Genomic DNA, 26,314 nt, shown 5'->3' with positions numbered 1-26,314 from the left:
GGTCGGCATCCGACCCCGTCGCACCCGATTACTGGAGAAGCAGCTCACCCTCGTGTCGGCAGATGCTCAAGATGACCGATGGCTTCGTCGAGTAGCTCGGAGACGTGGTCGTCGAAGAGGGAATAGTGAATGTGTCGGCCGTCACGACTCCCCGAGACGAGGCTGAGATGTCTCAGCAACCGGAGGTGGTTCGACGCAGTCGTCTGGCCGATCTGCAACAGCTCACTGAGTTCGGTCACCGTACTGGGCCGATAGCGGAGCGCGCTGAGGATACGCAACCGCACCGACGAGCCGAGAGCCTGCATGATCTCAGCGAGCCGATCGGCATCGGCAACGGATAGCGGACTGGATTCGCGGCCCGTCGCAGCACCAACCATGTGCTCCATTGTGCCGTGGGATCACGGAGTTCACGATAATCATTCACACTTACGAAATATCATGATCTTGTGATGTATCGTGAACAGGTGACTGCATCCCCCACCCACACCGACACCGCGACTACATCCACCGACAAGAAGAGCGAGCACGCTCATGGATCCGCGCGATGGGAACTGTGGTTCGCCATCATTGCGGGGATTACCTATGCCGGCGGCATGATCGCGGAGTTCGCGCTGGGGCTGCCGCTCATCGGGTGGCCGTTGGCCTTCTTCCTGGCGACCTATTTCTTCGGCGGGTTCTTCACGGTCCGCACGGCGATCACCTCGACGCTGCGCGCGAGATTCGAGGTCGACTTCCTCATGCTCGTGGCCGCCGCCGGAGCAGCGTTGATCGGCCGCTGGGCTGAGGGCGCGGTGCTCCTGTTCCTGTTCAGCCTCGGCCACGCACTGGAGGAATACGCGCTCAGCCGCGCCAGCAAGTCCATCGAGTCCCTCGCTGAACTCGCCCCTCGCAGTGCGCTAGTGCGCCGAGACGGTGATGAGCCGGTGGAAGTCCCAGTAGAGGAGATCGCAGTTGGGGATGTCGTGGTCATCCGCCCGAACTCCCGAATTCCTTCGGACGGGTTCGTGATCTCGGGCACTTCCGCCGTGGACCAGTCCGCGGTCACCGGAGAGTCGATACCGGTGGAGAAAGAGCCGGTCGCCGATGCGGAGCGCGCAATGCGCACCGTCGACTCGCTCCCTGCCGTCAACCGGGTCTTCGCTGGCACGGTGAACGGGCCCGGAGTGCTCGAGATCGACGTCACCGCGACCGCAGCGGACTCGACGCTCAGCAGGGTCGTCGAACTGGTCCGCACCGCCGACCAGGCCGCCTCTCCGACGCAGCAGTTCATCGACAAGTTTCAGCGCTGGTACGTGCCCGCCGTGATCCTCGGCGTCGTCGCGACGCTACTGATTTCCATGTACGCGTTTGCACAGCCGTTCTCCGACGCGTTCTATCTCGCCATGACGGTGCTCGTCGCGGCGAGTCCCTGTGCTCTCGCCATTGCCATACCGGCGGCGGTCCTCGCGGGTGTGGCCCGTGCCGCCCGCGCCGGCGTCCTCGTGAAGGGGGGCGCCCCCCTCGAGACACTCGGCCGAGTACGGGCGATCGCGTTCGACAAGACCGGCACCCTGACGTGGGGTGCACCACGGGTCACCTCGATCACACCGGCCGCCGACGTCCCAGAGATGGAACTGGTGCGTACGTTGGTGGCGGCCGAGGCGTTGAGTGATCACCCCCTCGCCGCCGCGATCGTCCGCGACCTCGCCCCGCGCGTGTCCGAGGGCGATCAGCTCTCTGCGTCTGAACTCGCGGCGGTCGTCGGCCGCGGCATCACCGCCACGATCGAGGGAGAGCGGGTCGAGGTCGGCAACCTCCGCATGTTCGATGAGCAGCAGCTTGAACTTCCCGGCACACTGGCCAACGCCTACACCCGGGCGCGAGACTCCGGTCAGACGCTCATGATCGTGCGGCGCGGCGACCAATTCCTCGGGATGGTCGGGGTGATGGACGCCTCACGCGCCGAGTCCGTCCAGGTACTCAGCAAGCTGCGCGACGCCGACGTGGGGCAGCTTGTGCTGATATCCGGAGACAACCAGCGCGTCGCTGACGCGGTCGGACGAGAAGTGGGCGTGGACACGGCGATCGGCGGCCTCCTTCCCGAAGACAAGGTCACTCAGATCACCCGGCTTGTGGAGACTCATCGGCCCATCGCAATGGTCGGTGACGGTGTCAACGACGCCCCCGCGATGGCCCGCGCCGACGTCGGGATCGCCATGGGCGCGGCCGGTTCGACCGTCGCGTTGGAGACGTGCGACATCGCGCTGATGAGCGACGATCTCGGTCGCCTGCCGTTCGCCCTCAGGCTGAGCCGGGCGACCAGCAGGATCATCCGTCAGAACCTCGTCGCGAGCCTCCTGGTCGTTGCGTTCCTCATCATCGCGACGTTCCTCGGCCTCACCATCGGAGCCGTGGTGCTCATCCACGAAGGATCCACCCTGATCGTCGTGGCCAACGCGCTCCGCCTACTGCGCTTCGAACAAGGTAGGGAGCACCACGGCATTGATCACGAAGACGAGCCCGAGCGATGAACGCCCCGGCCACGGTTCGCCCGACTCATTGCTTTCCGGGGGCATCAAGCGCGCCCGTGCAGGCGGCACCCGGTTCCGGGGCGTTCTGGCTGCGCCAGTATTCCTCGAGGAACTGACTGATACGAGGATCGTCGGCGGAATCGACCTTGAGCTGGTTGTTCCAGTTCGAGAGCACGATCGGCGCGTCCAGGCCTTCGAACGGGGAGAGTATGACGTATGTCGACGGCAGGTAGCCGTTGAGCGTCGCCAGTTCAGCGCCGGCGATCTCGTCGGGGTTGTAGGTCACCCACACGGCACCGTGCTCCATCGAGTGGACGGCGTTCTCATTGGGCACAGGCTGGTTGTAGACACCGCAGTTGAGCCACACGGCGTTGTGAGGGCCGCCTGCCGGCGGGCTCTGCTCGTACTCGACGACACCGGCGACGTGCTGTGCGGTGTTGGAGAAGGTCTCGACGCCGGCGATGGTGGCACCCTCACTGCCGGCCTCGTACTCTTTCGGTGGTGACGGGGCGAACACCACGGATGCGACGACGAGCCCGATGATCACGACCGCCGCGGTGGAGCCGACAACCCACCAGACCAGCCTTCCGCGACGTCGCTTGGCGAGTTGCTTCTGATACTCGGCGAGCTTCTCCTTTCGCTTGAGCTCGCGTTGCTGCTTGATGGTCAGACCGGCGTTTGCCTTGCCGTCGTGACCCCGGTCGGCCGGGTTTGAGGATGTCGGTGTCATTCGGATGCTCCAAGTCAGTGCGGGAGGGGGGTCGGAACGTTGATCTCAGGTGAGCCCGGAATAGGCGTGGAGCCCTTTGAACAGCGTGTTGACGATGGTGAAATTGAACAGCACCGTGGCGAACCCGATGATGCACAGCCACGCGGATCGGGTGCCCCGCCAGCCGCGCGTGGCGCGTGCATGGATGTAGCCGGCGTAGAGCACCCAGATCACGAACGTCCACACCTCCTTGGTGTCGAACCCCCAATAGCGCCCCCAGGAGTCGTTGGCCCAGATGGCGCCGGCGATCAGCGTGAATGTCCAGAACATGAACCCGACGATCACGAACCTATATGCGAGGGACTCGAGCGCCTCCGCGGACGGCAAGGTACCGAGGAATCGCGGTCCAGGCGGCCGGACGCCGCCCGCCGAGGCCCCGGCGGCGAGGCGGCGTTCTCGGCGAGCCTGCAGCAACTGTGTCGTCGCGAGGCCGCTGGCGAGCGCGAACAAGGCGGTCGCAAGCGACGCGACGAAGACGTGGATGACCAGCCATGCGCTCTTGAGCGGGTCCACCAGGGGGACGACCTCGACGTAGAACGTGATGGTCGCACCGCCCAGGAGCAGCACGATCATGCCGACCAGGAACGCGCCGAGGAAGCGGAGGTCGTAGCGGCGGAGCACCAGCAGATAGACCGCGACGATCAGGACGGTGCCGGTCAGCGCGAATTCGTACATGTTCGCCCACGGCACCCGACCAGCCGAGATCCCGCGCAGAACGGTTCCGGACACGTGGAAGAGGAACGCGAGAATCGTCAAGGACGTTCCAATCCGGGCCCACAGCAGCGGCCGCGGCCGCTGCTGTGGCGGCACGTGGATGACATCTGCCGGGCCAACCCGCAATCCGCCGTTCTGCGCGCTCACTGCTGCCGCCGCACCGACCGCTGCCGGCTCCAGTTGCCTCAAGGGGGCTGGCACCGAGCGTTGAGCGAGGTCGATGACGTATGCGATGAACGCGAGCAGATACGTGGCGATCGCCGTCCACACGAGGAGCAGCGAAATACCGTCGAGGGAGAGTGTGTCGGTCATGGCTGAGTCGTCCAGTCTTGGTCAGGAGCGGTAAAGAGGTAGTGCTGTCTGGCGGACTGCATATGTCAGCCTGCGTTCGCTTGGAGCCACGCCAGCGAGTCGATCGCAGCTCCGTCGATGTAAACCTCGAAGTGCAGGTGGTTGGCGGTGGATCGCCCGGTACTGCCGACCAGGCCGACCAGCTGACCAGAGGCCACGGACTGGCCCACGGAGACTTGGCGGCTGCCGGTCCGCATATGCGGATAGACCGTCCCAACCGGCTGTCCGTTGATCACGGATTCCACCACGACCGCGACACCATATGCGCCATAGCTGTCCTGCGAGATCCTCACGACGCCATCGACAGCCGCGTATACAGGCGTTCCACCCGCAGCCAGCATGTCGGTACCCATGTGAGCGCCGCCTCGGGCACCGAATCGATCTCCCACCGTGAACGGCCCTCCCAGCGGCCAGCGCACGACGCCGGTGCCGGGGGTGACCATCCCGTAGTCGAAGGGCGTCGCCGCCACAGCGGCCGAAGCGCGAGCGCGCGCAGCCGCTTCTTCGGCCGCCTTCTTCCGGTCGATCTCCTCCTGAGTCGTCGCGGCATTGCTCTCCCGCGCAAGCGACGTTCCGGCCGCGCCCGAGGCAACCACGAGGGATTGAGCGTCGCCCGAAGCGGCCTGCTGCACGGTGCGGGGTGCTGGTTCCGACTGTTGCCAGGCACCATATGCAGGTAGCGCGAAGCCAGCGACAGGGCCTCCCACCATCACCATGCCCGACAGAGCACGAATGGGCCTGCGGGTGCCCGACGAGCGACCGCTGGGCGTCTTCGCGTACGGTCGCCGCTGCCTCCTCGCGCGGACCGGAGGCTGTTCGGTATCTGATGCGTGTGCGTGTGCAGTCACATATCCTCCCTCGTCGACTCCCGTCGACTTCGTCGATCAGTAGGGTTCAGGTCGCGCTCTGGAGCGCGGCGCCGATGGGTAACCCCGAACGCTGCGAGAACGATCACGGCGCCGGCGACGACGAGACCGTTGAGAGACGGGCCGAGGACGGTCGCCGGAGTGAGTCCCGTGCGAAGCGGCACGGTACTGATCACCGCACCCGCAGTGTCCAGGTCGATGCTGCCGAGGGTCGTCCCGTCCGGCGCGATGGCCTGACTCGTTCCTACGGTGGAGACATTCACGACGGCGCGACCCGTCTCGATGGCGCGCATCCGAGCGAAGGCGAGTTGCTGAAGGTTTTCGTCGGTGCCTCGGAAGTCGGCGTTGTTGGTCTGGAATACGAACAACTGCGCGCCCTGTCGTGTGGCATTCCAGATCACGGAGTCATAGATCACGTCGAAGCAGATCGCCAATCCCACCCCGACATCCTCGACCTGCACGATCGGCGGGTTTGTGCCGGGGCTGTACTCGCGTTGGATCAGGCCGACCAGGTCGCGGGCGATCAGTTCGTAGAACCAGCGGTCGGGTACGTACTCCCCGAAGGGGACCGGGTTGACCTTGTCGTGCCATTGTCGGTCCGCGGGTTCCGCGGTCCACAGGAGCGACGTGTTGAAGACCTGGTCGCCGCGGGTCGTTGCGGCGTTCATCAGCAGCGGCGCTCCCGCCGCTTGCACCACCCGGTCCAGCGCGACGGCGGCGCCGGGGTCGCTGAGAGGGTCGGCGTCGACGCCACCCTCGGGCCAGGCCAGCAGATCCACCGGCTGCCCGTAGAGCGGGCGCGTCGCCGCCGTCTGCGCGGCGAGGACGTCGCCGGGTGCCTTGTCATCGAAGTACCCGGTGGGGCCGTTGCCCTGCACCCACCCGACCCGGAACTCTCCGGCCGACGCGGTCGGGAACTGCGGTGTCACAACCAGGAGAACAGCAAGACCTATGGCGGGATGGAGACCAACCGCGAACCGGATGCCGCCAGCACGGATCCACTGCACCGCCGCCGCGCACACCGCGACGATCAGCAGGGACAGGCCGGTCACGCTCGTCCAGGACACGACCTCGGCGAGCGGCCCGCTCACTTGGGTCATGCCGACCCGCGCCCACGGGAACCCGGAGTACGGCCACGCACCCATCACCACCTCACGGGCCGCCCATAGCATCCCGACCAGCAGCGGCACCGCGAGCAGGTGCACGAGGCCACGGGGCCAGTAGCGCGTTGTCCATCGGTAGGCGAGGGTGATCGGCACGGCACCGGCGCCGAACAGGACCGCTTCGAGCCAAGCGAGGGCGAGCCACGGCACCGGGCCGAGGAACTCCCCCACCCACACCAGATGGCTGGTGTAGAACACGGCGCCGAAGACAGTGCCGACCAGCAGCCCTCCGCGGATGCTGCGGCCGACCAGGCACAGCAGGGCGACCGTGACGCTCACGAAGGTCAGCGGCCACCACCCCACCGGCGGGGATGCGAGATCCAGAAGGAACCCGGCCGCCGCGGATGCCAGCACCGCCCCCCACAGCGGCAGCGACCACGCAGCTGCGGCGCGGCGAGGCGGCGCTTGCGCCGGCGGCGCGGCCGGAGCTCGTGTGGGCGGGCGGGCGCGCATCGGTCAGGTGTCTTTCTGGTGGAGTCGGGTGAGGTAGTCGTTGTAGGCGTCAAGTTCGGGGTTGCCGTGGGCGTCAGCCCGACGGTCGGCGGCGACGGCCTTGGCTGTGTCGTCGCGGAACCATCGGTGCATCACGTAGATGAGCATCAGCAAGGTTGGGGCCTCGCCGTACGACCAGGCCAGCCCGCCGGCGAGGCGCTGGTCTTCGATCGGGTCTATGCCCAGCGTGGTCGTCGGATCGGCAAACCCTTGCACGAGGGTGCTGGTGGCCATCATCAAGAACACGCCGAAGAAGGCGTGCAGGGCGGCTTCGGCAAACACGTCCAGGGCGCGGCCGCCGTGGCTCATCCGCACCGGCAGCGGGTCGGACGACAGGACCGGGAGGGCGAACAGCATCCCGGCGATCAGGAACCCGACCTCGAGCAGGGTGTGGCCGGTGACGGTCGACAGGATTGGGTCGGCGAAGTTCGCCAGGTAGAGGCCGTAGAACGCGAACAGGTAGAGCGGCACCGCCAGCCACGGGCTCAGCAGCCACCGTGCGATCCGGCTGCGCCGCCCCGCGTGTGCGGCACGCAGGACCAGAAGGCCTGGGCCGTGGTGCGGGGTTGCGCGCAGCAGCAGTGTGCCCGGTGAGCCCAGGACCAGCAGCGGCGGAATCGCCATCATCAGGGTGAGCTGCTGGAACATGAACACCGAGAACAGGGCGTAGCCGTAGTTCTCGACCGCCAGCCCGGTGACGGCGGCGAGAGCGACGCAGCCCAACAGGAAGCTGATCGTCCGCCACACCGGCCAGCCGCGGCCGCGCGCCCACAGGCGAATCGCGCCAGCCAGGTACGTGGCGGCGAGGAGCCCCGCGACGACCGGGAGCACCGGGGCCGGGAGGGCGGCGGGGGTGAGGAACTCCGCAAGGGTCGGCGGGGCGTCCGGGATCCATACGGTCGTCACGGCGTGCCCTTCGCCGGCTGTCCGATACCGAGAGCTTGCGCGTGGCGGGTCGCAAACTCGTCGACAGCACGAGCCAAAGCAGGGTCTTCTCCACGGGCGAGTCCGGCGTACTCGACATTCACACCGTCCGGGGTGGTGCGGGCTCTCACCCAGAGCCGGCGGCGGGGCACGAACAGCCCCGCGAAAAGGCCGAGAACGGCGAGGACAGAGAACGTCAGCACCCACGCGCTGCTGGGGTCGGATCGGATCTGCAGGGAGGCGAAGCGCTTCACGGGCTCCTCCGCCGTGGCTTGCTCCCAGGTGACGGTGCCCCATCCGTTCGGCAGGTTCGCGGTGGCGCCGAGGGTGAGCTCAAGGGAATCGGCGGCGGTGTCACCGCCGGTGTGCTGGGTGAGCCCGTCGACCTCGAGCGTGTAGACCGAGCGGGGTGTACCGTCATCGATGCCGAGATCCCCACTGAACACGTTGAGGGTCAGCACGGGGTTGATGACGTCGGGGTAGACCGAGGTGAACGCCCCGGAGGGCAGCACCCCTTGGGTGGGGTAGAAGAACCCGACCAGCCCCACTTGCTCGGGCAACCCGTCGGGGATCTTGAGGATCCCCAGTGACGTCATGTTGGAGTCTTGCGGAAGGAACGGCTGCGACTCGCTGTACACCACCTCACCAGTCGCGTCACGGACGGTGAGCGTAGGGGCGTACCCGTTGCCGAGCAGGTAGATGCGGTCGCCTTCGACGGTGATCGGATGGTTCACGAGCACGCTCTGGGTTCGGTCGTCCCTTCCAGGCTGACGAATGGTGACGTTGGCCGAGAAATCACCGGCTTGGCCCGCGCCTGGGGTGCCGGGCAGTTGGTATGACACCCCAAAGTCGTCGAGAGTAAGCGCATACGGGGCGAGGCTGGTGCCGTCGACGAAACGGCCGGGATTGAAGGATGAGTAGTCGCTGAGTGCGTTGACGAATGTGGTGCCCTCCACCACGACCCGCTGGCCGGTGTACGTGAACGAACCGCCGACCGCGACCGAGACCAGCACGCCGACGAGCGCGATGTGGAAGATCAGGTTGCCGCTCTCTCGCAGGTAGCCACGTTCGGCCGAGACGGAGACCGCGCCTCGGTCGTCGTAACGCTCCACTCGATACCCGGACTTCCTCAGCTGCTCCTCCGCGACGTCGATTGCATGCGTCGCGGGGTTAGCGGGGCCTTCCTGTGCCGGCAGCACAACCTCCCGGTGTCCTGCCAGGCGGGACAGGCGCGAAGGGGTTCGCGGTGGGCGGGAGCGGAGCGCCTTGTAGTGGTGCTTCGCGCGAGGAACTACGCAGCCGATGAGAGAAGTGAACAAGAGCAGATAGATCGCGGAGAACCACGGCGACGAGTACACGTCGAACAGCCCGACCGCGTCCGCAAGACCGAAGACGTCGGGGTTGTCCCGCTCCCACTGGATGACCCCGTTGGGATCGGCACTTCGTTGCGGGAACAGCGACCCGGGTACAGCGGCAAGCGCAAGGAACAGCAGCAGCACCAATGCGGTGCGCATGCTGGTCAACTGCCGCCACCCCCAGCGCATCCACCCCGTGATTTCCAGTGTGGGCTGGGTGATCTCGGCAGACATGTCGACGTCAGCGTGATCGCCGGGCCGAAGCGGATCAGTTACCACGTCCGTGCCGTCGTCAGAGCGGGAGCGGGACATTGATCACCACCTGCTGCAGCTGCGACATCAGCGCGGTCCATAGTCCCGTCACCATGAGCAGGCCGAGAGCGACGAGCATCAATCCGCCGATGATGTTCAGGGCGCGGATATGGCGACGCAGGAACGACACCGATCGGGATGCCCACCCCCACCCGGCAGCGAGCAGAAGGAACGGGACGCCGAGACCCAACGAGTAGGCCAGGCCCAGCAGACCGGCACGGGCGGGCTCGCCGAGGTTCCATGACATGGAGATGATCGCCGCCAGCGTGGGGCCCATGCACGGGGTCCACCCGACACCGAGTGCGACTCCGAGCAGCGGCGCCCCGATCACGCCGGCTCTGCCGCGAATGCGTGGCCGGAGCGAACGTTGCGCGATGCCGAAGAACCCCAAGAAGACGAATCCGAGGATGACGATGACAACACCGAACACCCGGGTGAGGATGCCTGCATACTGCACCAGCAGATAGCCGAAGGCGCCCCCGAGGATCGTGGCGGCAACGAAGACCACCGTGAACCCGGCGATGAATAGGGCAACGCCCAGCAGCAGCCGGGATCGCTGGGCTGTCACCACGCCGACAGCGCTTGTCGTGGGGGGCATGGCGGGAGTGGCGCTGCCGAGGTAGCCAAGATAGCCGGGCACCAGCGGCAGCACACACGGAGACACGAACGAGATCAGGCCTGCCAGCATCGCGACCGGGATCGCCACCCACAGGGCCCCGTCAACGATCACTGCTCCCGGGTTCATGAGCTGCCCTCAGCGAGAGTGTCGGCAACCAAGGTGGACAGGATCGATGGGCTCGCCAACTGCCCGATGATCCGGGCAGCGACCCGCCCGTTGCGGTCGACGACGAGCGTGGTCGGGGTGGCCTGGATCGGAGTGATCTGTGCGAACGCGAGCTTGACGCTTCCATCGTTCACGTCGATCACGCTCGGGTATGTGACGTTGTTGTCGCGCGCGAACGAGCGTGCCGTCGCTGGCTGGTCATAGATGTTCACCCCGAGGAACGCGACACCCTCGTTCTGATACTCCTGCCAAACCTCCTCGAGCATCGGCGCCTCGACGATGCAGGGGCCGCATGCGGCATACCAGAAGTTCACCACCAGCACCCCACCCCGGTAGTCATCGCTGGATGCCACCTCGCCGGTCTCGGTCACGCCCGCGAACACCACCGGGTCGCCGCGCTCCTCCTCCGGGATCTCGAACACCTGGAAGTCTCCAGCGATGTAGCCCTTCTCGGACCCGTCCCGGTACTGCTGCGCGAGCGAGTCGTTGCTCGCACACCCGGCGAGCAGAGCGGCGACGAGCAGAACCGAGGCGGTGGCGATCGGTGCGCGGTGATTCATGGGCGCCTGACCTTGATCATCGCGCCGGCAACGAGGAACACCGCGGCGGCGACTGGCTGCGCAGCCGTCCAGGCCGGCCCAGTGAACGGGAAGGGGAACACCGGGTTCCAGATCACTGCGATCGCCACGAATACGGGCACCCACCACCAGTGCCGAGCCTGGATGGCGAACCAAGCCACGATGACGGCGAAGATCGCCACGACGTAGAGCACCAGCGTGAACCAGTCGCCATCCATCAGCACCGGCGCAAGGAACAGGACGGCCGCGGCGAGCAGTGCCGGCGCAAACGCGTTCCGCTGGTACACCGACGGCGTGCGCGGTTTCACCATCATGACCCACCTGCCTCGTCATCCGTCACGCCCGCAGTCGCAGCAGTATCCCCAATACGGGTGCGACTTCGGTGCCAGGCGCTCAGGGCGAGAACGACCACGCCGGCACCGAGCGCGACGTCCGCGAGATTGCCGATGAACAGGTTGCCGTAGGCGAGGAAGTCGGTGACATACCCTGCCCCGAATGCCGGCGGCGCGAACAGCCGGTCTATCACGTTGCCGATCACACCGCCGAGCAAGAGACCGATGCCCACAGCCCACCATCCGGACCCGGCCCGTGCTGCCGCGATGACCAGCAGCGTGATTGCCCCGATCCCGAGGAGCGTCAGCAGCCAGGTCGCCCCTCCGCCGAGGGAGAGAATTGCGCCCGGGTTCAACGCCAACTGCAGCCCGAGCAGGTTCCCCAGCAACGGGATCCGTTCATCCTGGCTCAATCCTGTCAGCGCGATCGCCTTCGTCGCCTGGTCGAGCAGCGCGACCACGGCAGCGACGAGACAGGCCACGGCAAAACGGTTCGATCGCTCACGACCGATCATCGGTGGCCCCGCTCTCATCCCCGACGTCGGCATCGACCGACCCAGCCGCGTCGCTGCGGTCACGGCGGCGGCGCTCTCTTCCCACCATGAGAACGACCAACACTGCGCCGCCGAGGATCGCTGCACCGGTGACGATTCCCAGGGTAGGGATGAGTGCTCCGCCCCCCGTCGGGTCGCCGTGCCCAGGATTGCTGACGTAGGCGGTCGGTGTCGGGGACGGTCCCGACGACGTGTCGCTCGTCCGCCCTGGCGTCGGAGTGTCGGTCGACGCGTCGCGCGATGCCACGGAGTACGTGTACTCACCGCTGATCGGATGACCGTCGCTGGAGACAACCTTCCATCGCACGACGAAAGCCCCATCCGGCGGGTCGGGATCCAGATGCTGAGTGATGGAGGTGTCGACGACCGACGGGTCGTCCACCGCAACGTCCTGACCATTCGAGGCGATCACTTCGATCGTCGCCGACTGCAGGTCGGTCAACAGCTCGCCACTGAACGTCAGGGTGATCTCGGCCGGGGACCCATCGATGGTCGACCCCGCGGCGGGGTACGACCCGAGCAATTCGTCGTGGGCGGCGGCGGGCACCGCGCTTGCCATCGTCAGCCAACTTGCGAGCAGAGCGCCGAGGGCCAATGCGGCTCGCAGAGATCCTCTTCGGTGGCCGCTCATGCGGATTGATCGAGGTCCAGCAGGTGATTCGATCACGTCGGAGTCTCCTTCATGGTCGGTCGGTGATTTGACGGGCAATCGCGGCCGCGTCACGCCATACTCGGACTAAAGTGTCCGCTCCGCGGCCGCCGTACTCCGGCATCCCCGCGACGAACAGGCCCGGAACCCCCGTGATGGTGCTCCGACGGGGTGCAGCGCGTGCTGTGTCCGGCAACCACTGAACTGCCGGGCGATACCCCGTCGCGAGAATGACCGATCCCGGGGACATCTCCGCTCCGTCCGCCAGGCGCAATGTTCCGCCGTCTGCGGTGGCCACTGCCGGCGAGAGGGTGACGCCAGCACGCTGCAAGTCCTGGTATCGGTCGCCGAATGCCGGCTCGCGGTGCAGCGTGCGGGACCACATCGACCGCCTACCACCGGCAGCCGAGGGATAGCGCGCAAGAGCGGCGTGGGATCGCGGGGTCCGGATTGACAGCGTGACGCGATGGAAGGCAGAGAGCTCTCGAGCCAACTGAACTCCGCTGTTTCCACCACCGACGATAAGCACCTCCGGTGTCGGTATCTGCCGTGGATAGAGGTACTCGCTGCTATGGATGACGACACCTGGTGCGGTCAGACCGCGTGCCCAGTCCGGCAAACGCGGATGGGCGGCCGCTCCCGTGGCGCAGACCACGTTTCGAGTCTGAACATCTCCTGCCGATGTGGAGAGGAGCAGGGTCGAACCGTCCCCGCGCTGCTGAACTGCGTCGGCCCGAACTCCCCAGACAACCTCCACGCCGAGGTCTGACTCCACCTTGGCGAGGTATTCATTCATCTCGTCAGCCCGAGGATGCCGGCGTTGATCCCCCGGGAACTGTCGTATAGGCAGGGCGCTGTGCCGTGCGTCGCTGAGCAGTTCCATCGAGTGCCACCTGGAGGCCCAACGACGATGTCCTACGCTGGCCTCGTCGATCACGACGAAGTCATGTTGAGCCCTTAGCCCGTGCGCAATGAGCGCCGCAGCGACGGCCAGTCCCGACTGCCCTGCTCCGACCACTATCGCGCGCCGATGGGTCAGGCCCGCTACCATCAGCGGCCACCCTCTACTGCCTGACCGATCGCGGACTCAAGGTCATCCCACTCCCGCAGTTCAACCGCGTTCTCGCCGACAAAGAACGTGGGGGTGCTGCTTACCCCTAGATCTCGGCCTTCCTCGAAGTCTGACTGCACGCGCTCCAACGTGGCTGGGTCCGCCACCGCATCGTCGTACGCGGCGAGGTCTAGCCCAATCTCCTCAGCGAGTTCGCGGAACACATCGGCGCGCGACTCTTGCGATTCACCCCACTCCGCTTGCGTCTCGAACAGCCGGTGATACATCTCCTCGAATTGACCCTGCTGGGCGGCCGCTTCCGCAGCAAGCGCCGCGTTCACAGAGTTTCGATGACCCGGTAGCGGAAAGTAGCGGACAACATAGGTGATCTCACCGGCGAACTGCTCGCGTAGATCCTCAACAATCGGATAGAACGCACCACATGCCTCGCACTCGAAATCCAGGAACTCCACCACAGTGACGGCGCCCTGACCCCCGTCGTCGAGAACATGGGAACTCGCGCGGACGATTTGCGGATCGGCGCCCCCGCCGGCAGCCCGTTCGGCTTCATCGCTATCGACAACTACATAGATCAACGCGGCGACCAACAGCAACACCAGGACACCGGTGGTGATGATGGTCACCCTCATACGGGTATTCATCGGAACTCCAGATCAAGACATGGCACAAGACAAGACCGGGCCGGTCGCCCGGAGAGGAAATACCGCCAAGACGAGCGGCGTGCCAGATGTCAGGTTCTAGAAATGCCCAACCGCGTCAACGGCAGTGAGATTGCGTGCAGGCGGGCCACCGGAGACACGGGTAGCGGGAGCAGCATCCGTGTCGTCAAACAAATCTGCGGCCGTCGACAACGGCGCCACACTGATCGCAACGCGACCATAAGCGTCAGACCACACAACACGCCGAATGCACAAAGAGCAGTGCCAAGAAGCACATCCGATGGTGAGGAACTCACATCGGCAACGGCTTCGTTGCTGCCAACGACAGCGTGCGCAGGCACGACGTGGGGATCGATAAAGTCAGTCCCGACCAACGCAACCGGGGGCGTTCCGTCCATATCGGTGTGGGCCGTTGCCGCCAACCCAAGTGCCAGCAGCAACGCCAACCCGACGCTGGTAATGAGCCTCATTATCAACAGTCGCTCATTCAGCATCGCGGATCGCTGCATCCGAGCCGAAGAGAACATCGTGGGCAGTCTACCTCGCGCACCAGCGCCGCAGCCAAGGCCACACAGGTTGCCTCGGTCGCTGCGCCCGACCTGCAAGGACGCCACCGACGACGCCCCCTACGCGTCTGCTCAACGTGATCGCGCCTGGGCATTCTCGAGCGGCAGATCAGCGTGAGAACCGACACCGTTCCCGCGCGGGCGATGCCCTTCCGTGTGCAAGCAAGCCACCTGTGCGGGGTGTAGGACCTCTGGCTCCGCGGCTAGCTCTGTCGGAAGCGTGTTGTGAGCCAATTGAGGGCCAGAGTCGTCCACCGATTGGGATCTGAGTTCCACCCCAAGGTGTGGTCGGCATGGAACGTCTTGAGCTGGACCACGTCGGAACGGAGCTGCGCGAGTCGACGAGCCGAACCCGGAGGAGATGAGGTGTCGTCGGTCCCGTGCAGAATCAGCGTCGGGACTGACAGTCGCTCGGCACGGGCAATCCAGTCGAAACGATCCAGCGCTATCGCCGAGCTCAACCCGACAACTCGTGCGAGCGGACCCCGTTCCAACCAGGGTCGCACGAGCACGCCGGCTTGCGGCGGCAAGCCAGCACGCGCGCAGTTCGCGGCAATGGTCGCATTCCAGTCGAGCACTGGCGAGTCGAGAATCAGCCGATCGATGACGCTCCTGAATTCAGGATCGGCGGCCACCTGCAGCGCGATCGCTCCGCCCATCGACCATCCAAACAGCACGATCCGCTCCGCTCCGTGGGCGATTGCGTACCTCGCTGCGGCGCGAACGTCGTCCGCCTCCGTGGCGCCGAGCGTGGACCGGCTCGACCCCACCTCCGGGCCCTCGCCATCGTTGCGATAGGTGACGACGAGTGAGACGAGACCTGCGTCTGCGGCGACGTGCACACCCCGGAGTGTGCCGGCTCGCGGGCTCGCCATCCCGTGGATATGGATCGCCCACACTTTCGTCGCCGTCACGGTCGGACGGATCAGCCACGCCGGTGCGGGCCCAGCTGGCGTCTCCACGACGACGTCCTCCGCGTCGAGACCGGCGTCCGCCGGATCGCGAAAGTAGATCCCGCTCCAGGATGCGCGTCGGCCAACGCTCAGCGCGTCCTTTGGATCTACTGAATCGACGAGCCTAGTCACCGTCCCCGCCGCGTGGTCGATGACCGGACCTAGCTTGACCCACCCGCCGCCCTCAAGCCACAGGTTGTAGATCCCGGCCGCCTCGGTACCGGCGGTGCGGTCGAGCACCACCGCGTCGCGCTCCTCGCGCCGCATCACACCCCGAACCGTGAGGTCAAAGACCCTTCCCGACGCCGGCGCTGTCAGCTTGCGCGCGATGACGAACCCCAGAGTCGCGGCCCCCGCGGTGGCTGCCAAGCCGAGCCCAGCGGCGACCGCGACTGCCGAGCCCGCTCTCAAACCGTCCACCTCGCGGCGGAACCAACGTCCATCGAGTCGGCGTTCACGGTATGCCCGAGGAGATGGGCCTCAGCCGCGTCGACGGTCACCCTCTCAGCATCGCCCAACTCGAACAAGACACGTGGATCGACAGCGGCATCGCGGATCTCGACGAGTTGACGGTGCAGCCGCGTCTCCGGATCTGCGGCGTTGTAGGCTGCCGCGTCGTGCTGGCTCATGCCTGGCCGAACACGATTCGCCCGCTGCCACATCGGCGTCGTCTGCGAGATGAACCTGCGCGTTGCGTTGACCCGTGTCCGAGCGCGTAGCCAGCGAATCGCCGGCTGGGCGGCGAGCCCAACGCAGAGGAAGAGGAACGTCGCAAGAAAGAGCGGACTGTACGCCGCCCCCAGACTGAGCATCACCGCGATACTCCCGGTGACGTGAGCAATGTCCATCGCGATGACGACGGCCGCCAACAAGAGCCCAAGAGCGCTCCCGATGAGAAGCGAGATGGCCGGCAAGCGGTCCGCTCCCCTGCCGTGCCGGATCTGCCGGGTCGTGACGGCGGCCATCGCCGTCAACACGATCCCGTCGTACACGAACTGGGTCATCGAATAGGCGGCAGCTGCGGGCTGCGCCCCGTAGTCCAGCATGAAGGTCGTGGTCGTTGCACCGCGGTCGATGAACGCGAATGCGACAACAGTGCATACGAGCGCCACCGCGAGCACCCATCTTCCCAGCGCGTACCGCACAATCCGCGGCCTGTACTCCGTCGCCTTTGCAACTGCCCGCCCCAGAAAGAAGATCCCCAGCATCAGCGCGAGATCCGCCACCACCGTGGCAAGGTTTGTGCCGCCGAGGAGGCCATCGACCCACCTGTACAGGCCGTCTATGTTGAGCGTCATCGCGACCGCGATGGTCAGGGCTGACCAGAGAATGCTTCGATCGGCACGTCCCCGTCGCAAGATGAGCAGGCTCGCTACGAGCAGCCAAAGCAACGCGGAGACCAGGATCTGCGTCACCCGAAGATCTCCAAGAACTTCGACTCGTGGATCACCGACCCGCGGATGGCTGCGGCCAGATCGTCCGCGAGGGACTCAGCGGCGATCTCTTCCGCAGTGACGAGGTCTTGGCGCCGCAGGAGACGACGCCGCGTAGACGGCGCGATGTCGGGGAGCAGTGCGTCGGGGCCATCGGCATCGTCATGACCGTGGTCGAGAATGATGTGGGCCAACTCGTGCAACACGAACTGCTGCCTATGGAGCGTCGACTCACTTCGCGCGTGGAGCACGAGATCCTCCTTGTCGGTCATCAGCCAAAGCGCGCAAATACCCTCACGATCGCTCAGGTCTGCAAGCTCGACGATCCGCAGTGGCCGGCCGCGCCGGCGCTCCAGTGCGCCCACGAGCTCATCGAGCGAGAAGGAATCATCAAGCTCGAGTTCCTTGAGCGCCGTCGGCGCGTGCATTGCGACCTTCACTGTCCGTCACTTCCCTCCGGAGCCGTCGGCCGTGATCACCGTCCGCGAACCGCGTGCGGTCGTGCCCTCATTTGATTCGTTGTCGAGGAATCGGGTGATCGCCTGAAGCGCTTCGGGAGAAATGTCGCCGAGGGTTCTCGCTGCGTAGGACTTGACCTTCGCGACCCGCATGGATCTGACCAGATCGAGCTGCGCGGCAACCTTCGCCGGCATCGGCGCATCGGCGCCCCCGGCGAGGAACGCAGGTTCGACCTCAAAGTACTCCGCGAGCGCCTCGAACAGCGCGCGATCCTGCACGAACCGATGGCCGTTCACCATGTACGTCCATCGCGACCGGGACAGGCTGACGCCCCGCGTCTGAAGGAACGCCATGATCTGCGAGTAGGTCGGCTCCTCGCCGGTCTCAGCGATCGATACGTCGAGCAGCAGACGAAGTCGCTTCGCCAACTCGTCTGCTGCCATCTTGCTCTCGTCTTCCGTCATGTTCTGTTGACCATCCTTCGCCTCGGGCAGGGAAGGGACTCCGTTGGGCATGCCCAACGACCCAGTTGAGATTGCTCAAGCTACCCGTTGGGCATGCCCAAATCAACCGTTGCGCTCACACGGCGATGGATGCGAGCATGAACGCCTCACGCTGTTGGGCATGCTCAAACAGCATCCCGCGGTACCGCGGCGATCCGAGGAAGGTGCGAGATGTCAAGGCAAGCGGTCCGCCCGACTCCGCCGAAATTGCGGCCGAGGGCCAGTCGACTAGAACTCCCCCAGCACCTGCTCGAGGCGCATAACCATCTCGGTGACCTGTGCGTCATCGACGGTGTAGCGAACTCGCTGGCCGCGGATGGCCACGTCGCGCGGCGGGTCCGCAAGGATCAACCCTGCGTCGAGGAGCTTCTCGAGCCCGTTCGCGATGGTCATCTTCGGGAGTTCGATCGCATCGGCGATCTCGGAACGCGTCAGCCCCGGGTTCTTCCGCAGGAGACCGATGATGGTCGCCTGCATGACGTTCCCGAGCGCGTTGATCGGATCCTCCGCGTAGTCACTGTTCGCGGGGCGGGCGTAGCGAGGCACGAGCCCAGTTTGGCCCACCGCTCCAGCGCCGTCCACAAGAGGGAGTCAAAAAATGCTTCACAAATGCAGTGTACGGTTATATGCTTCCCTCATGTCAAGCGAAGCAATCTCTCTCGACACGGCATCGCGTGCCTTGTCACGGGCGATTCGACGCACGCGCCGCACTCGGGCAAGTGACGGCGGCCGATGACCACTGCACGGAACACTCGGCGCACGCGGGGTCTCGTCTGGGCAATCGTCGGCGGCGCAGTCCTACTCGTCGGCATCCTGGCCATCATCCTCGCATCCCTCTTCTCTGGGGGCGAGGCGCCAGCTCCCGCTGACACCACTCCCCCAGACTCCACGCCGGCGACCGAGCCCGCCGGGCCCAGAGACGACGAGTTCGTCGACGCATCCGTCGCCGATAAGGGCTGGGCGCCGGAGCCGATCACGACGGATGCCGAGACCTACGTCCGCGCAGCGCTGGCAGCGGCATCGACGTTCGACACGCGGTTGAGTAGCCGCGCTGAGTGGCTCGCCAATCTCGACACGTGGTTCACGCCCGACATCCGCTACACCTCCGAAGCCGACCGCGCGTCGGACATGCAGGCGTCGCAACTCGAGCTGCGACAGGGAGTCGTGCTGCCTGAAGCGGAGTGGGAGTCGCTCGCGAACGAAGACGGCCGCGTCACCGCAACGGTCATTGGCGACGTCGAGTTCACCGAGGTGCCGGACGACGCATCTGGCGACATGACCATCGGCACGGCAGACGTCACTCTCACCTTCACCCGCTCCGACAACGCCGGCAACGAGACGTCGTACGACGAGGCCGCGCGCGTGAGCGTCCAGGTGCTGTGCGGCGACGGGTCCGTCCCGACGCCGGAGACCGCGCAGCAGGCAGGTGACTGCAAGGTCGTCCGCTACTTCTCGGGGTCAGTGGAGCCCTGATATGGGAGCCCCGGTCGCCACCGCAGCAGCCCTCGCGAACACGAGGACCGGCCGCCGGATCGGAATCTTGCTCCTCCTTTTCCTCACACTCCTGATCGGGATGCTCGTCACCCCGCTGGTCGCGATCCCTTTCGCCGTCGCGGGCGACCAAGTGACGTCGGATGTCCGCACCGGCCCGATCCCTGCCGCGAACGGCGAATGGGGATACCCACAGGCCGGGGGCTACTTCAAGGGACGCGGGTACGGAGTCAACCCGTCCAACCGGTGCAGCTACTGCACCGAAATGCACCACGGCTACGACATGGCCCAAGGCTGCGGCTCCACCATCTACGCCGCCGGACCCGGGATCGCCATCGTGGCCGGCTCCTACCAGAACTACGGCAACGCCGTTGTCATCGACCACGGCCACGGCCTGGTCAGCATCTACGGCCACATGCAATGGGGATCCCTCCTCGTCCAGCAAGGGCAGGGCGTCACCGCCGGCACCCCGCTCGGGAAAGAGGGGACGACCGGCCGGTCCTACGGCTGCCACCTCCACTTCGAGATGCGGCAAGACGGCGTCCCGTTCGACCCCCAACCCTTCCTGGCCGCCCGCGGCCTCCCCCTCCAGTGACCGCAACGAAGGAGCAGCACATGCCACGCACGAGCCCGCTTGATGTCGACATCCCCGACATTCAGCCCGACTTCTCCGCCCCCTTCTTCCAAGGCTTCCAAGTCATCGCCTCGTACATCCTCGCCGGCGCCATGATCGTCGTCCTCATCATGCTCATCCTCGCCGGAGCGTCCCTCGCCTTCCGCGGCCTCGCCTCCGACCGCATGCGCACCTGGGCCGGCGAAAACATCCTCTGGATCTTCATCGCCGCCGCCATCCTCGGCGCCGCCTCCGGACTGTTCGCCTGGTTCGTCAACTTCGACTTCGGATTCTGATGCGCATCCTGGCGGCGCTGCTCGTCGGCACGGTGGTCGGGCTCGGCCTGACTCTGACCGCGCTTACTTCGGCGAGCGCAGCGACGGAGTCGGTCAAGGTCGCACCGGCTGCGGCGAACGCGACTCCGGTGACTGGCGAGCAGTGGTCCTCCCCCGCTTACCCCGTCGACTGTTTCCGCGTCGACGCGCAGATCACCTGCACACCGCAGAACACGGCCGACATCAAGCCGCAGCAGTGCTTCATCAACGTGTTCGTCGATGGAGCGAAAGCGACGGTATGCACCACCGACGAGGCGCATATCTCGGCGCTGAAGACGAGCGGAGGCAAACCACTTCTCGTCGAGTATGGCTGCTCGGTAGGTGACCTCGTCTGCGTCACGTTCGAGAACGCCGGACGCGGAATGGCGCTCTCGTCGACATCGATGATGTTCGCCGTCGCCGACAACATGCGGTTCGACACCTCGTCCCTGCTGTGGACTGCCGCGACAAACGAGTGGTCGTTCTGGCAGTGGGCGATCCTCGCGGTTCTCTTCGGCGCGATGGTCTGGGCGGTCGCCGCCGCGATCGTCTCGGGCGACCGCGCGGAGCTTGTCGGAGCCGTCGTCCGCAGCTTCATCGCGGTGCCCGCGACGGCGATCACGCTATGGGCGACCGGCCACCTGCTCAACGCCGTCGACGACCTCACCTGGTACGTCATGAACCGCGACGGTGCCGACGGACTCTTCGCGACGCTGCAGTCCGTCATGTGGGCGGGCGGGCAGGCCAACTACTTCTTCGCGTTCGTCATCCACACACTGTTGATGCTCGGGATGCTGCTGCTCATGCTCGTGTTCGCGTTCCGCAACATCGTTCTGGCGGCGTTGATCGCAGTGGGCCCGATCGCGTGGATGCTGTATCCCGCCCGGGCTGTCGGACCGCAATGGGTCGTGCACTATGTCTCGGCGGTCGTGGTGCTGCTTCTCACTGGTCCGCTCACCATCGGGTTCGTCACACTCATTGTCAACGGTCTCGCCGGCGTGAAGACCATCTGGGATCCCCAATCGTGGCCACTGCTTATCGGCCTTGTGCTCGTCGCGTTTGCCCCGTTCGCGGTCTTCGGACTCTTCAGCTTTGTCGGTGCGGTCGCCGCCGACTCGGTTGGCTCAGCGGTCGGGTCACGGGCCGGTCACGCGGCGACGAGCGCTAGCAGGTCGGTGTCGCGCATCCCGAGCCGCGTTGGCTCGGCGCCGGCGGGCGTGCCCCCGCGTTCCTCACGACCAGGCGCTCCGGGAGCGCCCGGCGCCTCGGGCGCGAGCGGAGGCGGCGGCTCTACACCGGGTCGCCCTTCACGGGGATCAGTCGGCCCCGCGGGCTCTCCTGGCTCTCAGGGTGGTTCCGGCACTTCGCCCGCAGCGAGCCCGTCCAGCGCGGGGGCTTCGGCGCCGTCCCCTAATGGCGCCCCTCCCACATCGCGGCCCACCCCGCGGCCGGCGCCGTCATCCGCTCCTTCGCCGTCTCCCTCGTCACCCCCTCGCCCCCGAACTGAGAGGACCGCATGATGTCGACTCAGGATCTCGCCCGGCCCGTCCGCTTGCCTCGCCGCTCGAGGCAGGGCGTCGTGATGGGCATGGACGGCTGGCAGCTCACCTACCTCACCGTGGCCGCGATCATCGTGCTGATCGGTGTCAACCGCTTCGGCCCGCCTGGACTGCTCTATGCCGCGCCGCTGTACCTGCCGATCGGCATCTTCGCGTTCGTCACGGTGCACGGCGACTCCGCTCCGCGACAGGTCGGGCTCTGGTTCATGAAGCAGATCCGCCACGCGACCGGCGCGACGCGACAGGTGTATCGCCCCGAGCGCACACACCTCGCGGGAACGCTCAATCTCCCCGGCATCCGGGCATCCATCCAGCTGTGGGACGTGGACGACGTCGCCTGCGCCTACAACCCGCACAACCGCTCGGTGTCGGTGACCGCCGAAGTCGAGGTGCAGGGCTTCCTCATGAAGGACGACCCGGAGCGCTTCGATCTCACGCAGCAGTGGGCTCCGGTGCTCGCGTCGTTCACGCAGCGCCCCGGCATCAAGCGCGCGGTGCTGCAGGAGCGCACGATCCCGACCACGATCCGGCCCGCTCGCGACCACTACCAGTCGGTCACACTGAAGCGGAAGCTCCACGGCGACTCCCCCGTCGCTCGCAACTACGACGCCGTGATGGACAAGTCCGAGCGGTACGCGGTCTCGCACCGCAACTACCTGACCTTCACGCTCGATCTGATCGCGCTCGGGCCCCAGCTGAAGTCGCTCGGTGGCGGCGAGGATGCGGTCAAGGCTCTCGCCGCCCTCGAGGCCCGCAACCTCGCCGACGCTCTCAGTGCAGCTCGGATCAGCGTGCGACGGTGGCTCACGACCCGCGACGTCGCCGCGCTCGCCCGGGTGGGCTTCGATCCAGAGTTCGCCGCCAACGTCCAGAACCGTGACGACGACCACGTCGGTGTCGATCCGGTCGCGATCGGGCCGATGTACCTCGAGGAGCCGCGCGGCAAGAACGGCGTCGTGTACACGGACTCGGGCGTCCACACGACTCTCTGGATTCAGGAGTGGCCGCGATCGGACACCGCGGTCGGGTTCGTCGAGCCGATCGTATTCGCGCGGATGCCGGCCACCGGCGAGGCGATCACGCACATAATGTCGATCGTCCTCACGCCGGTCTCGGTCAAGAAGGCGATGCGCCGCATCGAGGACGACAAGAAGGTCTGGCGCGGCAACGAGCGGCTTCGCGCGAAGCGAGGAGTCGACGGCTCGGCCGCGGATGCCGCGGACTGGGACGCGCTCGAGCGACAGGAGGAAGAGATCGTCGCCGGCCACGGCGAGTTCCGCTACGGCGCGTATCTCACGGTGAGCGCCCGCAGCGAGGAGTTGTTGGATCAGGCCATAGCCGGCATGCGCAATGCGCTCGCGAGGTCCGGCATGGAGCCGCAGATCCTTTACTGCCAGCAGGCCGAGGCACTGATGGTCAATGTCCTTCCGATCGGGCTGGGGATGAAGTGATGGCCCGCCGCGTCGTCTTCTTCGAACCGGGCGATCTGTCCAAGCGCGACCGCGGCGCGATGCGCCGGCAGATCGCGCGCGATGCTTACGAGGAGCGCCCGCCACGGAAGCGCCGTCGGGAGCGCGCGCTGCCCGAGGCTGCGGTGCCCGGCCCGTTCGGTCCCGGCCTCACCGAGGGCGGGTACTGGAACCTCGCGCGTCCCAGCATCCCGGCCCATCAAGCGACGTCGCGCCAGATCGCGGGAATCTACCCGTTCGTGGCGGATGCCGGGCTCGGACACCACGGACCGATCCTGGGCGTCGACCTCAACGCCGATGCGCTCTTCCACTTCTCGCCATGGGAGGCATATGCCAACAAGACCGACCGCCAGACGCTCTCGACGAACGTGCTGGTGCTCGGGGCCTATCGGGCGGGCAAGTCCGCGACGATCAAGACCCTGGTGACACGCTCCCTCGCGTTCGGCCACCAGGCAGTCGTCCCCTCCGACCCGAAGGGCGAGTGGGTGGCGATCTCGGAGGCGATCCCCGATGGCGTCGTCATCCGTATCGGTGGCGGAAGCACCGCTCGTCTCAACCCGCTCGACCGGGGTCCGCGGCGGGCGGACGCTGACGATGATCAGGACGAGACGATGGTCCGTCAGCGCCGGATCACCACCCTCGTGTCGCTCGTCGAGATGGCGTTGGGCTCGACGAGGCTCACCGCCGTCGAGCACGCGGCACTGCATGAGGCGCTCGAGCGCAGCATCCGGAGCACCGGCGACCGCCCGACGCTTCGCAGCGTGTACGAGCACCTCGGCGCGATCGTCGAGGATGCCGGCACCGACTTCCGCATGTCGGACGGCGCGGTGCAGCCGCGCTTCGTCCTCCGCCGGTTCGTCGACGGTGACCTCTCGGGGCTGTTCGAAGACGAGTCGACAGTGGCTTTCGATGCGGATGCACCGATCGTCGTCGTCGACACCAGCGAGCTCTTCTCCCGCAGCGAGCTCGTCGCGCAGCTCACCCAGGTGTGCACGACGGCGTGGATTCAGGCGGTCGTGTCGGACCGGTCGGCCAAGCGCACTCGGTACCTGATCCGTGAGGAGGGCTGGCGCGACATGACCTCGCTCGCGGCGCTCCAGATGTTCCAGCAGTGGCTCAAGCTATCCCGCCACTACGGCATCAGCAACATCGTCATCCTGCACAAGATGGGTGACCTGGATGCCGTGGGCGACGCGGACTCGAGGGAGCGCAACCTCGCGTACTCGATCGTTGGCGACATCGAGAACAAGTTCATTTTTCGCGCGAATCACCAGGAAGCCGCGGCGCTCCGCAATCGTCTGAACATCCCGGCGACTCACGTTGAGGACGCGCGTCGGTTGCGGATGGGAGTCTTCCTCGCCTATGTCGGCCAGTACGCCTATGTCGTTGACTGCTTCGCCACGTCGACCGACTGGGAGTACGAGCTGTTCGCGACCGACAGCGCGCTCGAGCAGAACGACGAGGGCGACGGGTTGCCGTACCTGTTCGACTCCGATCAACTCGATCGCTTCTGGCCTGACGACTCCCCCACAGACACCAGCCTCGATGGCTGGCTGTCGTCGACCTTCGAGGAGACACCGCAATGAGTCTCGACACCACGCTGCGCGCGTACGCAACCGTCAGCGGTCCTAGGGCTACCTTCACCACACCGGAAGGGCTCATCGAGTCCCTGTCGGCACGCCCCGACGAGGACATCCGACAGACGATCGTCCAACGTGCGGTCGCTGAAGCACAGCGCACCGGCCACCCCGTTGAGCTCGTCACCACCGGCGATCGCGGAGAGCATCGCTTGCGGATCGACGCTGACGGGACGCTCGTCACGGCCGCAGCGAGAGCGCCGCAAACCGCGGTGATCGTCGACGCGCGGGCTGACAGCCCATCGCAACAGGGAAGGGAGGTGAAGATCGAAGCTCCGGGACACGAACCGCTTCGCAACCGCCGTGCCCCGGAGCTTCCCTCACGCCCGAGCTTCATCGACACCTCGTCCGCCGTCGAGCTGAAGCGCGGGGGCTGGCGTGCATTCTTCGCTCGTCTGGGTTTCGGTCCTTCTCCAGTCGAGTTGCGGCGGCGAGACGATGAGCGCGAGGTGTCGCAGCAGTGGGCCGGATGCCGAACCATTGCGATCGCGAATGGAAAGGGCGGCGTCGGCAAGACGATGACCACCGCGATGCTCGCCGCGGTGTTCGGCCGCTACGGCGGCGGGAACGTCCTGGCGTGGGACAACAACGACACGCGAGGAACACTCGGCTGGCGCACCGAGCCGGGGCGATACGACACGACGGTCAAGGATCTGCTGCCGGCGGCATCTGATCTTCTTGCCCCTGGCGCCGGCGTCTCCGGCATTGCCCGGTACGTCCATCACCAGCCGATTGATCGGTACGACGTGCTGCGCTCGAACCCCGAGCTCCTCGCCGTGCACCAGCGCATCCTCACCGCCGAGTTCGATCTGCTGATGCAGGTCGCCGCCCGGTACTACCGCGTTGTCATCTTCGACTCCGGCAACGACGAATCGGCGGAGCGCTGGTTGCGCATGGTCGACTCATCGAACCAGCTCGTCCTGCCCACGCTCGCGACACCCGAGTCGGCCGAGTCCGCCGCTCTCCTGCTCGATGCGCTCCGCGAGCGCGACGAGCGATCACGCGAACTCGCAGACAATGCAGTGGTCGTCGTCACGGAAGCTGAGCCGAACCCGCGCGGCGCGAACCGCATCGCGGATGGATTCTCCGGCCATGTCCGCGCGGTCGAGCACATCCCGTTCGATCCCGCCCTCAAGTCGGGAGCGCTGCGGCTTGACAATCTGCGCGCGCCCACGCGCGATGCGTGGATCCGCGTTGCCGCAGCCGCAGCGCGGGGTCTGTGAGAGGAGTCGG

General features: G+C 66.3%; 27 protein-coding genes. 8 read left to right on the top strand and 19 right to left on the bottom strand.

What is annotated here, in order from left to right:
* Positions 1–44 precede the first annotated feature (44 nt).
* The gene (locus ABD663_RS12995; protein ID WP_344739223.1) at positions 45–377 is read right to left on the bottom strand and encodes an ArsR/SmtB family transcription factor; all 333 of its coding nucleotides are present in this window, start codon (positions 375–377) and stop codon (positions 45–47) included.
* A gap of 87 nt (positions 378–464) precedes the next feature.
* Here ABD663_RS12995 and ABD663_RS12990 point away from each other — a divergent pair, with 87 nt between their 5' ends.
* Positions 465–2,510 carry a heavy metal translocating P-type ATPase gene (locus tag ABD663_RS12990; protein WP_344739221.1) on the top strand — a complete coding sequence of 682 codons (2,046 nt, stop codon included), beginning with the start codon at positions 465–467 and terminating at the stop codon, positions 2,508–2,510.
* A 25-nt stretch (positions 2,511–2,535) separates the two neighbouring features.
* Here the strand turns inward: ABD663_RS12990 and ABD663_RS12985 are convergent, their stop codons facing one another.
* The 18 genes from ABD663_RS12985 to ABD663_RS12900 form a co-directional block, all read right to left on the bottom strand.
* Positions 2,536–3,240 (bottom strand): thioredoxin-like domain-containing protein, encoded by a 705-nt coding sequence (locus ABD663_RS12985; protein WP_344739219.1) that lies wholly within the window; start codon positions 3,238–3,240, stop codon positions 2,536–2,538.
* Between the two features lie 45 nt (positions 3,241–3,285).
* Positions 3,286–4,305, bottom strand: coding sequence for a c-type cytochrome biogenesis protein CcsB (ccsB, locus tag ABD663_RS12980; protein WP_344739217.1), 1,020 nt, complete (start codon positions 4,303–4,305; stop codon positions 3,286–3,288).
* Positions 4,306–4,370: 65 nt separating this feature from the next.
* The gene (locus ABD663_RS12975) at positions 4,371–4,976 is read right to left on the bottom strand and encodes a M23 family metallopeptidase (RefSeq protein ID WP_344739215.1); all 606 of its coding nucleotides are present in this window, start codon (positions 4,974–4,976) and stop codon (positions 4,371–4,373) included.
* Between the two features lie 212 nt (positions 4,977–5,188).
* The gene (gene lnt, locus ABD663_RS12970) at positions 5,189–6,826 is read right to left on the bottom strand and encodes an apolipoprotein N-acyltransferase (protein ID WP_344739213.1); all 1,638 of its coding nucleotides are present in this window, start codon (positions 6,824–6,826) and stop codon (positions 5,189–5,191) included.
* A gap of 3 nt (positions 6,827–6,829) precedes the next feature.
* Positions 6,830–7,771, bottom strand: coding sequence for a cytochrome c oxidase assembly protein (locus ABD663_RS12965; RefSeq protein WP_344739210.1), 942 nt, complete (start codon positions 7,769–7,771; stop codon positions 6,830–6,832).
* Positions 7,768–9,456 carry a cytochrome c biogenesis protein ResB gene (gene resB, locus ABD663_RS12960; RefSeq protein ID WP_344739207.1) on the bottom strand — a complete coding sequence of 563 codons (1,689 nt, stop codon included), beginning with the start codon at positions 9,454–9,456 and terminating at the stop codon, positions 7,768–7,770. The genes ABD663_RS12965 and resB overlap by 4 nt, the downstream gene beginning before the upstream one ends.
* Positions 9,437–10,201 carry a cytochrome c biogenesis CcdA family protein gene (locus tag ABD663_RS12955; protein ID WP_344739205.1) on the bottom strand — a complete coding sequence of 255 codons (765 nt, stop codon included), beginning with the start codon at positions 10,199–10,201 and terminating at the stop codon, positions 9,437–9,439. The genes resB and ABD663_RS12955 overlap by 20 nt, the downstream gene beginning before the upstream one ends.
* Positions 10,198–10,800, bottom strand: a complete 603-nt coding sequence (locus ABD663_RS12950; protein ID WP_344739203.1) for a TlpA family protein disulfide reductase — start codon at positions 10,798–10,800, stop codon at positions 10,198–10,200. Before ABD663_RS12950 ends, ABD663_RS12955 begins: the two co-directional genes overlap by 4 nt.
* Entirely contained in the window at positions 10,797–11,132 is a 336-nt protein-coding gene (locus ABD663_RS12945) for a DUF6804 family protein (protein WP_344739201.1), read from the bottom strand. The genes ABD663_RS12950 and ABD663_RS12945 overlap by 4 nt, the downstream gene beginning before the upstream one ends.
* Positions 11,129–11,665: a signal peptidase II gene (locus tag ABD663_RS12940; RefSeq protein ID WP_344739199.1), complete on the bottom strand. Its 537-nt coding sequence runs from the start codon at positions 11,663–11,665 to the stop codon at positions 11,129–11,131. Before ABD663_RS12940 ends, ABD663_RS12945 begins: the two co-directional genes overlap by 4 nt.
* The gene (locus ABD663_RS12935) at positions 11,652–12,263 is read right to left on the bottom strand and encodes a copper resistance CopC family protein (protein ID WP_344739197.1); all 612 of its coding nucleotides are present in this window, start codon (positions 12,261–12,263) and stop codon (positions 11,652–11,654) included. Before ABD663_RS12935 ends, ABD663_RS12940 begins: the two co-directional genes overlap by 14 nt.
* Positions 12,264–12,384: 121 nt before the next feature.
* Positions 12,385–13,404 carry a flavin-containing monooxygenase gene (locus tag ABD663_RS12930; RefSeq protein ID WP_344739195.1) on the bottom strand — a complete coding sequence of 340 codons (1,020 nt, stop codon included), beginning with the start codon at positions 13,402–13,404 and terminating at the stop codon, positions 12,385–12,387.
* Complete coding sequence (locus ABD663_RS12925; RefSeq protein WP_344739193.1) at positions 13,404–14,066, bottom strand: DsbA family protein; 663 nt, start codon at positions 14,064–14,066, stop codon at positions 13,404–13,406. The genes ABD663_RS12930 and ABD663_RS12925 overlap by 1 nt, the downstream gene beginning before the upstream one ends.
* 787 nt (positions 14,067–14,853) lie before the next feature.
* Positions 14,854–15,972, bottom strand: coding sequence for an alpha/beta hydrolase family protein (locus ABD663_RS12920; protein ID WP_344739191.1), 1,119 nt, complete (start codon positions 15,970–15,972; stop codon positions 14,854–14,856).
* 38 nt (positions 15,973–16,010) lie between these two features.
* A complete protein-coding gene (locus tag ABD663_RS12915) occupies positions 16,011–17,018 on the bottom strand; it encodes a hypothetical protein (protein ID WP_344739189.1) in 1,008 nt (335 codons plus the stop codon).
* Positions 17,015–17,464, bottom strand: coding sequence for a hypothetical protein (locus ABD663_RS12910; protein ID WP_344739187.1), 450 nt, complete (start codon positions 17,462–17,464; stop codon positions 17,015–17,017). Before ABD663_RS12910 ends, ABD663_RS12915 begins: the two co-directional genes overlap by 4 nt.
* Before the next feature lie 18 nt (positions 17,465–17,482).
* A complete protein-coding gene (locus ABD663_RS12905; protein ID WP_344739185.1) occupies positions 17,483–17,959 on the bottom strand; it encodes a hypothetical protein in 477 nt (158 codons plus the stop codon).
* A 267-nt stretch (positions 17,960–18,226) separates the two neighbouring features.
* The gene (locus ABD663_RS12900) at positions 18,227–18,475 is read right to left on the bottom strand and encodes a winged helix-turn-helix transcriptional regulator (protein ID WP_344739183.1); all 249 of its coding nucleotides are present in this window, start codon (positions 18,473–18,475) and stop codon (positions 18,227–18,229) included.
* A gap of 255 nt (positions 18,476–18,730) precedes the next feature.
* Between ABD663_RS12900 and ABD663_RS12895 the strand changes: the two genes are divergently transcribed.
* The 7 genes from ABD663_RS12895 (at position 18,731) to ABD663_RS12865 (ending at position 26,304) form a co-directional block, all read left to right on the top strand.
* Positions 18,731–19,471, top strand: coding sequence for a hypothetical protein (locus ABD663_RS12895; RefSeq protein WP_344739181.1), 741 nt, complete (start codon positions 18,731–18,733; stop codon positions 19,469–19,471).
* Positions 19,472–19,571: 100 nt separating this feature from the next.
* Positions 19,572–20,084, top strand: coding sequence for a M23 family metallopeptidase (locus tag ABD663_RS12890; RefSeq protein WP_344739179.1), 513 nt, complete (start codon positions 19,572–19,574; stop codon positions 20,082–20,084).
* Between the two features lie 20 nt (positions 20,085–20,104).
* Complete coding sequence (locus ABD663_RS12885) at positions 20,105–20,398, top strand: hypothetical protein (RefSeq protein WP_344739177.1); 294 nt, start codon at positions 20,105–20,107, stop codon at positions 20,396–20,398.
* Positions 20,398–21,936, top strand: a complete 1,539-nt coding sequence (locus tag ABD663_RS12880; protein WP_344739175.1) for a hypothetical protein — start codon at positions 20,398–20,400, stop codon at positions 21,934–21,936. Before ABD663_RS12885 ends, ABD663_RS12880 begins: the two co-directional genes overlap by 1 nt.
* A complete protein-coding gene (locus ABD663_RS12875; protein WP_344739173.1) occupies positions 21,936–23,426 on the top strand; it encodes an SCO6880 family protein in 1,491 nt (496 codons plus the stop codon). Before ABD663_RS12880 ends, ABD663_RS12875 begins: the two co-directional genes overlap by 1 nt.
* Complete coding sequence (locus ABD663_RS12870; RefSeq protein WP_344739171.1) at positions 23,426–25,030, top strand: hypothetical protein; 1,605 nt, start codon at positions 23,426–23,428, stop codon at positions 25,028–25,030. The genes ABD663_RS12875 and ABD663_RS12870 overlap by 1 nt, the downstream gene beginning before the upstream one ends.
* On the top strand, positions 25,027–26,304 hold the full coding sequence (locus tag ABD663_RS12865; protein ID WP_344739169.1) for a MinD/ParA family ATP-binding protein: 1,278 nt from the start codon (positions 25,027–25,029) through the stop codon (positions 26,302–26,304). The genes ABD663_RS12870 and ABD663_RS12865 overlap by 4 nt, the downstream gene beginning before the upstream one ends.
* Positions 26,305–26,314 lie beyond the last annotated feature (10 nt).

The sequence above is a fragment of the Microbacterium awajiense genome (genome assembly GCF_039536545.1).
Taxonomy (GTDB): domain Bacteria; phylum Actinomycetota; class Actinomycetes; order Actinomycetales; family Microbacteriaceae; genus Microbacterium; species Microbacterium awajiense.
This window is presented reverse-complemented; position numbering and strand designations above follow the sequence as displayed.

Excerpts from the sequence above, each read along its gene's own strand:
- ABD663_RS12950 (WP_344739203.1), bottom strand. The coding sequence starts at position 10,800 with ATGAATCACCGCGCACCGATCGCCACCGCCTCGGTTCTGCTCGTCGCC.
- ABD663_RS12880 (WP_344739175.1), top strand. The coding sequence starts at position 20,398 with ATGCGCATCCTGGCGGCGCTGCTCGTCGGCACGGTGGTCGGGCTCGGC.
- ABD663_RS12985 (WP_344739219.1), bottom strand. The coding sequence starts at position 3,240 with ATGACACCGACATCCTCAAACCCGGCCGACCGGGGTCACGACGGCAAG.
- ABD663_RS12925 (WP_344739193.1), bottom strand. The coding sequence starts at position 14,066 with ATGAATACCCGTATGAGGGTGACCATCATCACCACCGGTGTCCTGGTG.
- ABD663_RS12935 (WP_344739197.1), bottom strand. The coding sequence starts at position 12,263 with ATGGCAAGCGCGGTGCCCGCCGCCGCCCACGACGAATTGCTCGGGTCG.
- ABD663_RS12870 (WP_344739171.1), top strand. The coding sequence starts at position 23,426 with ATGGCCCGCCGCGTCGTCTTCTTCGAACCGGGCGATCTGTCCAAGCGC.
- ABD663_RS12895 (WP_344739181.1), top strand. The coding sequence starts at position 18,731 with ATGACCACTGCACGGAACACTCGGCGCACGCGGGGTCTCGTCTGGGCA.
- ABD663_RS12885 (WP_344739177.1), top strand. The coding sequence starts at position 20,105 with ATGCCACGCACGAGCCCGCTTGATGTCGACATCCCCGACATTCAGCCC.
- ccsB (WP_344739217.1), bottom strand. The coding sequence starts at position 4,305 with ATGACCGACACACTCTCCCTCGACGGTATTTCGCTGCTCCTCGTGTGG.
- ABD663_RS12900 (WP_344739183.1), bottom strand. The coding sequence starts at position 18,475 with ATGCAGGCGACCATCATCGGTCTCCTGCGGAAGAACCCGGGGCTGACG.
- ABD663_RS12910 (WP_344739187.1), bottom strand. The coding sequence starts at position 17,464 with ATGCACGCGCCGACGGCGCTCAAGGAACTCGAGCTTGATGATTCCTTC.
- ABD663_RS12940 (WP_344739199.1), bottom strand. The coding sequence starts at position 11,665 with ATGATCGGTCGTGAGCGATCGAACCGTTTTGCCGTGGCCTGTCTCGTC.
- ABD663_RS12930 (WP_344739195.1), bottom strand. The coding sequence starts at position 13,404 with ATGGTAGCGGGCCTGACCCATCGGCGCGCGATAGTGGTCGGAGCAGGG.
- ABD663_RS12995 (WP_344739223.1), bottom strand. The coding sequence starts at position 377 with ATGGTTGGTGCTGCGACGGGCCGCGAATCCAGTCCGCTATCCGTTGCC.
- ABD663_RS12890 (WP_344739179.1), top strand. The coding sequence starts at position 19,572 with ATGCTCGTCACCCCGCTGGTCGCGATCCCTTTCGCCGTCGCGGGCGAC.
- lnt (WP_344739213.1), bottom strand. The coding sequence starts at position 6,826 with ATGCGCGCCCGCCCGCCCACACGAGCTCCGGCCGCGCCGCCGGCGCAA.
- ABD663_RS12875 (WP_344739173.1), top strand. The coding sequence starts at position 21,936 with ATGTCGACTCAGGATCTCGCCCGGCCCGTCCGCTTGCCTCGCCGCTCG.
- ABD663_RS12905 (WP_344739185.1), bottom strand. The coding sequence starts at position 17,959 with ATGACGGAAGACGAGAGCAAGATGGCAGCAGACGAGTTGGCGAAGCGA.
- ABD663_RS12945 (WP_344739201.1), bottom strand. The coding sequence starts at position 11,132 with ATGATGGTGAAACCGCGCACGCCGTCGGTGTACCAGCGGAACGCGTTT.
- resB (WP_344739207.1), bottom strand. The coding sequence starts at position 9,456 with ATGTCCCGCTCCCGCTCTGACGACGGCACGGACGTGGTAACTGATCCG.
- ABD663_RS12955 (WP_344739205.1), bottom strand. The coding sequence starts at position 10,201 with ATGAACCCGGGAGCAGTGATCGTTGACGGGGCCCTGTGGGTGGCGATC.
- ABD663_RS12865 (WP_344739169.1), top strand. The coding sequence starts at position 25,027 with ATGAGTCTCGACACCACGCTGCGCGCGTACGCAACCGTCAGCGGTCCT.